The following is a 4,966-nucleotide window of genomic DNA, read 5'->3' on the forward strand; positions in this document are numbered from 1 at the left end:
GAGTTGATCGTTTACCGTAAGATTAAAGGGTGCTGGTTTCCGGGCCAAAACAGAGTCTCCGAGCTCGTAAATAATAGCTCGAATTGTAGCACATTTTCGCTTAGGGATTAACCAGACGGAACACTAGCTGATACGCAGCCGAAATGCTTAAAGGAGGCTCACCCTCGTCCAAACTCCACTTCTGAGTAGCTTCTATCTGGTCCGTCGTAATAAAAAGTCCAACTTTGGTACCGTCGCTTTTTGTGGTGTTCAGAACAGGGAGCCCTCTGCCGCAAGCGATGGCAGTGCCGAAAGCTGATAATGTGCCAACAAAAATTAACAAGATACTAACTAACCTCATCCGAACCTCTTCTAATTTAACGCCAATATTAAGCGGCGCTCGACTGGGGCGTCCGGTGGACGGCCGGCTTGCGGAAATGGGGGCAAATCTCGACAACCTGCACGCTTTGGCCAGAAACTCGAACGTGTAGATCTAGCTTTGGCCGGATCTCGAAGGGCGGCCTCCGGTCTTCCAGAGAGAGTACATAAACCACAACCCCCCGGCACATAGCCGGGGTTTGAGATAGTAACGGAATGAAAGAGGCGAGGTGCTTACTTCTCTGCGAACATCGATTTCAGATGTTCCCGCAACCCCTTTCCAAGACGCTCTTCAGTTGCTTTCCGAATCAGGATAAGGCCGTTGTCTTCAAGCTCCCTGACCGACTCCTCGAATTCAGGAAACCCCTGAATGGGAAAATCGCTGATGTACACAATCTTATTATCGGAAAGATCCAGCACATAAATGGCCGATGGGATTACTGCTCGTTGAAGATGACCGTTTGCTGGCTGAAGGATTACGTGGTCAGCTTGAAAAGGCAGGGTTCAGCGTTGATACGACCTACACCGCCAAAGAAGCCGCGATTCTGGGCGAGCAGGAGGACTATCGGGCCGTCGTTCTGGATCTTGGCCTTCCTGACGGCAATGGATTAGACGTATTAAGGAAGTGGCGAAAACATCAGGTCGTCTGTCCGGTGCTTATTCTGACCGCCAGGGGCGACTGGCACGACAAGGTGGAAGGCCTTAAAGCTGGAGCGGATGACTACCTTGCAAAACCCTTTCAGACCGAAGAACTCATCGCCCGGCTTAACGCCATTGTGCGTCGAAGCGAAGGTCGCATTCATTCAATGGTCAAAGCCGGACGCTTCGAACTGGATGAGAATCGTCAAAGCCTGAAATCCGAGGATGGCACGGAGCACAGCCTCACCGGCACGGAATTTCGCCTGCTGCGCTGTCTGATGAGCCGTCCCGGCCATGTGTTCTCGAAAGAACAATTAATGGAACAGCTTTACAACCTGAACGACAGCCCGAATGAGAACGTCATCGAAGCCTATATCCGCAGACTGCGAAAACTGGTTGGCAACGACACCATTGCAACCCGTCGCGGCCAGGGGTATCTGTTTAATGACGCGGTTTAGCAAGCCCAGATCCGTCAAAGGCACCTTGCTTTTATTGCTACTGCCAGCGGGCATTGCGCTAATGGGGCTTGCATGGCTGGTTCACGGCCTCTTACTGGACCGGATGTCCCGGGAATTCGTCGAGACACGTCTCAAGGATGAGGTCGCCTTTCTGGAGCATCAGATTCGTGATTCTGGCGGTCAATTGGACAGTCTCCAGACTGGTGACTATTTTCAGGAAGTCTTTCACCACGCCTTCGCCATACATTCTCCGTCCAGAACGATCATTTCCCCGGATTCCTGGGCACCGGTGTTAACGTCGTTAATAGAATCAGCAAAGGATGGGACCGTTCGTGTTCGGGATGCGGACACCGTCGAAGGCCCAAAGAGCATTCTTGCGTACCGAAAGTCGTTCCGGATCGGCGATACGCCGATTGTAGTGATCGTGTCCGAGGATCTTGGCGCACTGAAACGCAGCCAGGCAGAGTTGCACGGGTGGACGGCCATCGTCTCTATTCTGCTGATTCTGCTGTTGGTCGTTGTGATCTGGTTCGGTATCAATCTGTCCATGCGCCCTGTCGTCGAACTGAAGGCCACGCTGAAGCGACTTCAGGATGGCAAGGTCTCGCGGATTCATGTCCAAGCACCTGAGGAATTTCGACCGCTGGCCCAGCAGCTCAACCAATTGCTCGACTCGCTGGATCAACGCCTGGAACGATCAAGGGATGCGCTGGCGAATCTGTCTCACAGCGTCAAAACCCCCATTGCGGCCGTCCGGCAGATTCTTGAGGACACCAGTCGTCCGCTCTCCAACGATCTCCGCCTTCAGATGACCGCGAGACTCAATGACATCGACAAACAGCTTGAAGCCGAGATGCGCCGAAGTCGCTTTGCAGGGCCACAGGTTGGGAAAAGCGCTTACCCTCTGAAACAGGCACGGGATCTAGTCTGGATGCTGGGGCGACTATACCCGGAAAAGTCCTTTGAACTGTCGAGCTCCCTGCCGGAGGACGCCCGCTGGCCGATCGAGGAGCACGACCTGAATGAAATCATGGGCAACCTTCTGGACAATGCAGGCAAATGGTCGGAACGATGCGTGGAGCTGTCACTCGTTCAACACTCCGGAAATCTGCAGATCGGCGTAACAGACGATGGGCTCGGCGTCGCGGACGCTGAAATCGGCAATCTGGGTCGACGGGGGTTGCGGCTGGACGAGCAGACCCCAGGCCATGGCCTTGGGCTGGCGATTGTTCGAGAAATTGTCGAACGCTACAGTGGAACCCTCAACTTCTCACCTGCTCCGAAAAGTGGGTTGTCCGTGATAGTTGACCTTCCCAGGGCGGTCCCGGTGATCAATCGTTGACCCGGCCACCTGGTATGTGGTTAAGCGATCACATGTGGATAGTGTTTGTATAGAAAACTTTCCTCACCGTAATGCCTTTTTCAAGCTAGATTCAGCTTCGTCTGTTGTTATAGCGGGTCGCTTGAAGTCCGGTCTCTTAGCTAATTTTGATTTGCTCTCGAGAAGGGCGACAGCCACAATTCTCCAACATCCAGAGACGGCGCTTATAGATGAAGGTTCTAATTGTCGAAGACAACGCGGTACTCGCAGAAAAAATCTCCGTTTGGCTTGCGAAGGAAAACTTTACTGTAGATGTTGCCCAAAACGGAAAAGAGGCAAATTTCTTCGTAGAGACAAGCAGTTATCAGGCGATCATTCTGGATATAGGACTGCCCGACGAGAACGGGCTTTCTTTGATGCAAAAATGGAGAAGCAGTGGCAGAGATGAAGCTATTCTTATTCTAACTGCCCGCTCCAACTGGACAGAGAGAGTTGAGGGCTTGAATGCCGGGGCAGACGATTATCTTCCAAAACCCTTCGAATTCGATGAACTAAAAGCTCGACTTAGCGCCATAATACGAAGAAAAGACGGGCGAGCAACTGATAAGATCATCGTGGATGGTTTTCTACTTAATGCAACCTATAGAACCCTAACAACTCCCGATCATAAAGAGTTCAGACTAACCGCAACGGAGTACCGCCTTTTACAATGCTTTCTTCGCTCTCCTGACAGAGTTTTCTCACAGGACGAACTTGTTGAAGCACTCTATAATATCGAAAGGTGCCCAACCAGAAATGTCGTTCAAGTCTACATAGCCAGGCTCAGAAAGATACTCGGAAAAAAACGAATAAAAACATTGAGAGGACAAGGATATTACTTTGCAAGAGATTCTCTTCAAAAAAGGGTTGAAGCTTAAATGATTTTACTGTGATTTAACCATTTTCCTCAAGGACCAGGGCTCGCCAGATAAATGCGCTGGCCCACAAACCGGGCCAGCTTTCTCAACGATTAACCATTTCGGTGAAAAATACCAAATAGATTAAAAAGACTTAGTCCAGCCCAGCCAAAACTTCGGGTCGTCCGAACTGACCGAACCAAGTGCGTTACTTGAATCGATATCAGCGTACTCCAGATTAACACTAAAAGCTCCAAAGCTTCCCGCATCTTTGGTGACGTTAACAGCTGCATGTCCGTAGCTCGCCTCGCCAATAGACGCCTTGCCATCATCAGTGAAATCATAATAGCCAATCAAAACACCTGTGCTGAAATCGTCTTCCAGTGGCACATCAACTGATGCGTAATAATAGATATCGCCTGGAACGAACAGCCCTTCGCCGCTTACGTCGCTGTTTGCTGTGTAAGCAACACCTATAGATACAATGCTGTAACTCAACTCTCCGTATATTTCGCCAAAATCAATAGATTCAGGAGCATCAGGGTAAGAGTAATAAATGTAGCCAACATCGTAACCGATATCCTCAATTACACCGGAGAAGCCAGCATAAAGATCAAGCTCGTAGCTCGTCCCATCGCCGAAATCCACATTGGAGCCCCAGCCGCCAACATAAAGCCCCGACGCATGTTCGTAGTCAAGCCCGCCTTGCGTCGCCGTTGAGCCATCTGTTTGTGTCACACCGCGAAATAAGTAGTTGCTTGTTATGCCCAAATTAGCACTAACACCTGCGCTGGCAATTAACGGGACCGCTTGGAGAGTTACGAGCAAACCAACACTTAGCAAACAATCTTTAGTCGAGATACGTCTTTTCATCGTTTTTACCTTCTATTTGGGCAGCTTAGTTATTTGCGCATTGAATAACGCACCTATAATGCATACACGTTTTGTGCCACCTTTTAAAAAACTTATTCTATGAGCAATTATTGTCAAATCAGGGCCGCAGTTCATAAAAATGATTAAATATTTAACAATTCAATGCAATAAGCACTCTGCTTCAAGTGTTGCATTGCTCGTCGATAGTGCGCTCATCAATAATGCGCACCAAATAGGAACAAGAATTGAAAAAACGATGACTAAAATAGAACTATTTTTAACTTGGTAATTCTAGGGAGGCTCTGAATAAGTCTCCAAAATCAGCGATAATACGGCCATCGTCAATCGCATAGGATCGTTGCCAGCATGGATCAGATCACCTTCTCCGAAGCCGAATACCAGACCAAGAAGCGCAAGACCCG

The 4,966-nt window shown here is 49.6% G+C and carries 5 protein-coding genes; 3 read left to right on the forward strand and 2 right to left on the reverse strand.

The window, feature by feature from the left end; translation table 11 throughout:
* Positions 1-368 precede the first annotated feature (368 nt).
* Positions 369-548: a DUF3024 domain-containing protein gene (locus LWH94_RS19695; protein ID WP_442915010.1), complete on the reverse strand. Its 180-nt coding sequence runs from the start codon at positions 546-548 to the stop codon at positions 369-371.
* Between the two features lie 240 nt (positions 549-788).
* Between LWH94_RS19695 and LWH94_RS18695 the strand changes: the two genes are divergently transcribed.
* The 3 genes from LWH94_RS18695 (at position 789) to LWH94_RS18705 (ending at position 3,692) form a co-directional block, all read left to right on the forward strand.
* Positions 789-1,454 carry a response regulator transcription factor gene (locus LWH94_RS18695; protein WP_152437697.1) on the forward strand — a complete coding sequence of 222 codons (666 nt, stop codon included), beginning with the start codon at positions 789-791 and terminating at the stop codon, positions 1,452-1,454.
* Entirely contained in the window at positions 1,441-2,796 is a 1,356-nt protein-coding gene (locus tag LWH94_RS18700) for an ATP-binding protein (protein ID WP_072676522.1), read from the forward strand. Before LWH94_RS18695 ends, LWH94_RS18700 begins: the two co-directional genes overlap by 14 nt.
* A 209-nt stretch (positions 2,797-3,005) precedes the next feature.
* Positions 3,006-3,692 (forward strand): response regulator transcription factor, encoded by a 687-nt coding sequence (locus LWH94_RS18705; protein ID WP_004581714.1) that lies wholly within the window; start codon positions 3,006-3,008, stop codon positions 3,690-3,692.
* Between the two features lie 123 nt (positions 3,693-3,815).
* Here LWH94_RS18705 and LWH94_RS18710 read toward each other — a convergent pair whose 3' ends face one another.
* A complete protein-coding gene (locus LWH94_RS18710; RefSeq protein WP_004581713.1) occupies positions 3,816-4,544 on the reverse strand; it encodes a TorF family putative porin in 729 nt (242 codons plus the stop codon).
* Between the last annotated feature and the right edge of the window lie 422 nt (positions 4,545-4,966).

The sequence above is a fragment of the Marinobacter sp. G11 genome (assembly GCF_021282325.1).
In the GTDB taxonomy this organism is placed as follows: domain Bacteria; phylum Pseudomonadota; class Gammaproteobacteria; order Pseudomonadales; family Oleiphilaceae; genus Marinobacter; species Marinobacter vinifirmus.

Coding starts and splice junctions, on each gene's coding strand:
- LWH94_RS19695 (WP_442915010.1), bottom strand. CDS start 548: ATGTGCCGGGGGGTTGTGGTTTATGTACTCTCTCTGGAAGACCGGAGG.
- LWH94_RS18695 (WP_152437697.1), top strand. CDS start 789: ATGGGATTACTGCTCGTTGAAGATGACCGTTTGCTGGCTGAAGGATTA.
- LWH94_RS18700 (WP_072676522.1), top strand. CDS start 1,441: ATGACGCGGTTTAGCAAGCCCAGATCCGTCAAAGGCACCTTGCTTTTA.
- LWH94_RS18705 (WP_004581714.1), top strand. CDS start 3,006: ATGAAGGTTCTAATTGTCGAAGACAACGCGGTACTCGCAGAAAAAATC.
- LWH94_RS18710 (WP_004581713.1), bottom strand. CDS start 4,544: ATGAAAAGACGTATCTCGACTAAAGATTGTTTGCTAAGTGTTGGTTTG.